4 protein-coding genes are annotated in these 2,616 nt (G+C 48.7%); 1 reads left to right on the top strand and 3 read right to left on the bottom strand.

What is annotated here, in order from left to right; all coding sequences use genetic code 11:
- Positions 1-158: 158 nt before the first annotated feature.
- The 3 genes from Q0338_RS02685 to ribA are packed head-to-tail and all read right to left on the bottom strand — an operon-like array spanning position 159 to position 1,492.
- Positions 159-383: a PP0621 family protein gene (locus tag Q0338_RS02685; RefSeq protein WP_298085415.1), complete on the bottom strand. Its 225-nt coding sequence runs from the start codon at positions 381-383 to the stop codon at positions 159-161.
- Positions 373-930, bottom strand: a complete 558-nt coding sequence (rsmG, locus tag Q0338_RS02680) for a 16S rRNA (guanine(527)-N(7))-methyltransferase RsmG (protein ID WP_298085414.1) — start codon at positions 928-930, stop codon at positions 373-375. Before rsmG ends, Q0338_RS02685 begins: the two co-directional genes overlap by 11 nt.
- Positions 920-1,492, bottom strand: a complete 573-nt coding sequence (gene ribA / locus Q0338_RS02675; protein WP_002947626.1) for a GTP cyclohydrolase II — start codon at positions 1,490-1,492, stop codon at positions 920-922. Before ribA ends, rsmG begins: the two co-directional genes overlap by 11 nt.
- Before the next feature lie 61 nt (positions 1,493-1,553).
- On the opposite strand from ribA, the gene hemB reads away from it, so the two are divergent.
- A complete protein-coding gene (hemB, locus tag Q0338_RS02670; protein WP_298085413.1) occupies positions 1,554-2,525 on the top strand; it encodes a porphobilinogen synthase in 972 nt (323 codons plus the stop codon).
- Positions 2,526-2,616 lie beyond the last annotated feature (91 nt).

Below are 2,616 nucleotides of genomic sequence, written 5' to 3'. Positions count from 1 at the left end.
ATTTTCCGCTTCGACGCAAAACTGGGCGCCGAGCTCCTGCGCGCGCTTTATCGCGGCTGCGTCAAATTTAAACAAATTTTGCTTGCCCGCTTCGATCTGCTGGGCATTCTCGCGCCAAAATAGCGGCTCGTACGGCACTAGCTCGTGGCCGATTAGTTTCATTTTTTATCCTTTATGCAGTCCTCGCATATATACCCGCCGCCGCTTATTACGGCGTCTTTAGCCTCTATAAAGGTGCCGCACTTTTTGCATTCGACGAAATTTTGGGCCTCTTTGTCCTCTTTTTTTGCGCCGCCTTTTACGCCTCTTTTTACGCGGGTTTTAAAAAATATCATATAAATCGCGATTAAAACCGCTAAAAAAGCCAAAATTTTAAATAACATCGCCGCCCTTTATAAGTACGTATTTTCGGTTGCCACGCCCGCAAATTTGAGCTTTGAGTCCGTCTAACTCGCTTTGTACGCTGCTTCCTTTATAAAGTAAAATTTGAGTTTGCGCGCCCACAAAACCGTTGCAAATCTCAAGCAAATCTTTCGTTTTCATCAGTGCGCGACTCGTGATTAGCTGCGCCGCAAACGGCTCGCCGTCCTGGATCTTGCAAGATTTTACGCGGATGTTGGTTAAATTTAGCTCAGCCTTGACATAGCTTAGAAACGCCGATTTTTTCGGGCTGGGCTCAAAGAGATGCCACTCGCACTCCCTTAAAATCATCGCGAGAAATATCGCGGGAAAGCCCGCTCCGCTGCCCACATCGATCGCCGTTTTAGCGTCCAAAATTTGCGGGAAAATTTCAAGCGGAGCTATGCTGTCAGTGATCTGCTCATTTAAATTTTTATAGTTTGTGAGGCTGTGCACGCGGTTAAATTTAGCCAAAATCTCGCTAAATTTCGCCGTTTGCGCGTCAAAGTCCCTCGGCAGGTCAATTTTCATCTAGCATGTGCCCCATCTGCTCTTTTTTCACGCGCAGGTAGTTTTCGTTAAATTTGTTCGCGTGTATCACGATCGGCACGCGAGATACGATCTGCACGCATTTTAGCCCGGACAGTTTTTTTGGGTTATTGGTTAGCAAATTTATCTTTTCGATGCCGAAGTGCTTTAAGATAAAATCCACGATCTCGTACGTGCGCTCGTCGGCCTTAAAGCCTAGCTGGTGGTTTGCCTCGATGGTGTCAAGGCCCTCGTCTTGCAGGTGGTAGGCGTTTACTTTGTTTAGTAGGCCGATATTTCGCCCCTCTTGGCGCAGATAGATCACCATGCCGCCGTGCTCTTCGATGTACTTTAGGCTGGCTTCCAGCTGGTCGCGGCAGTCGCACTTGAGGCTACCGATCGCATCGCCCGTTAGGCACTCGGAGTGGATGCGGACGTTTACGACCTCGCCGAAAGGTTTTTTGTAAATCGCCAAATGTTCCTTCTCGCCCTCCTTAAAGGCCTTTATCTCAAATATCCCGAAACGAGAGGGTAAATTTGCCGTATTTGAAAGCTCGATATTCATAAAATTTTAACTCCTATTATGTTACACTAAGCGTAAATTGTAGCGAAGTAAAAGGAAAATTATGTTTAAACGTTTTAGAAGGCTCAGGATAAATCCCGCGATCAGAGAGATGGTGCGCGAAACTAGCGTTTGCGCGAGCGATTTTATCTATCCGCTTTTCGTCGTCGAAGGCAAGGGCGTGAAAAAAGAGATAAGCTCGATGCCGGGCGTCTTTCAGATGAGTTTGGACGAAATTTTAAAAGAGTGCGAAATCGTGCGAAATTTGGGCATAAAAGCGGTTATTTTATTTGGCATACCTAGCCTAAAAGATAGCGTAGGCAGCGACGCTCTGAGCGATGACGGCATCATAGCGACCGCGCTGCGAGCGATAAAGGATAAATTTCCTGATCTAGTCGTGATAACCGATCTTTGCTTTTGCGAGTACACCGATCACGGCCACTGCGGTATCCTAGATCACGTCCATCAGACCGTCGATAACGACGCGACGCTGGAAATTTCCGCTAAACAAGCGCTGATCCACGCTAGAAACGGAGCCGATATGATCGCTCCAAGCGGTATGATGGACGGCATCATCGCTACCTTGCGCGGGGCGCTGGATTTGAGCGGATATGAAAATTTGCCGATTATGGCGTATTCGACCAAATTTGCTTCGGCGTACTACGGACCGTTTCGCGACGTAGCCGAGAGCGCGCCGAGCTTTGGCGATAGAAAAAGCTACCAGATGGATCCCGCAAACCGCCTAGAAGCCGTGAGCGAGAGCCTGGAGGACGAGGCGCAGGGGGCCGATATCTTGATGGTAAAGCCCGCCCTTGCGTATTTAGACGTCATCCGCGATCTACGCGAAGCGACGAGGCTGCCGATCTGCGCGTATAACGTGAGCGGCGAATACGCTCTGTTAAAAGCTGCGGCAAAAGCCGGCGTCATCGATTACGAACGCGTGATGATGGAGACGCTAGTCGGGTTTAAGCGCGCAGGCGCAGATTTGATAATAAGCTATCATGCTAAAGAAGCGGCTCAAATTTTAAGGGGATAGCGGCTTGTCTCGCGAGCGCTTTTCCGAGATTTCGCAAAAATTTTCGCTCCGCAGGCTATATGCCTAGCGCACGCTCAATTTTGCTTCAAAA

The organism is uncultured Campylobacter sp. (genome assembly GCF_938018145.1).
Taxonomy (GTDB): domain Bacteria; phylum Campylobacterota; class Campylobacteria; order Campylobacterales; family Campylobacteraceae; genus Campylobacter_A.
Note: the sequence above shows the minus strand (reverse complement) of the source record. Positions and strands in the feature narration are given on the sequence as shown.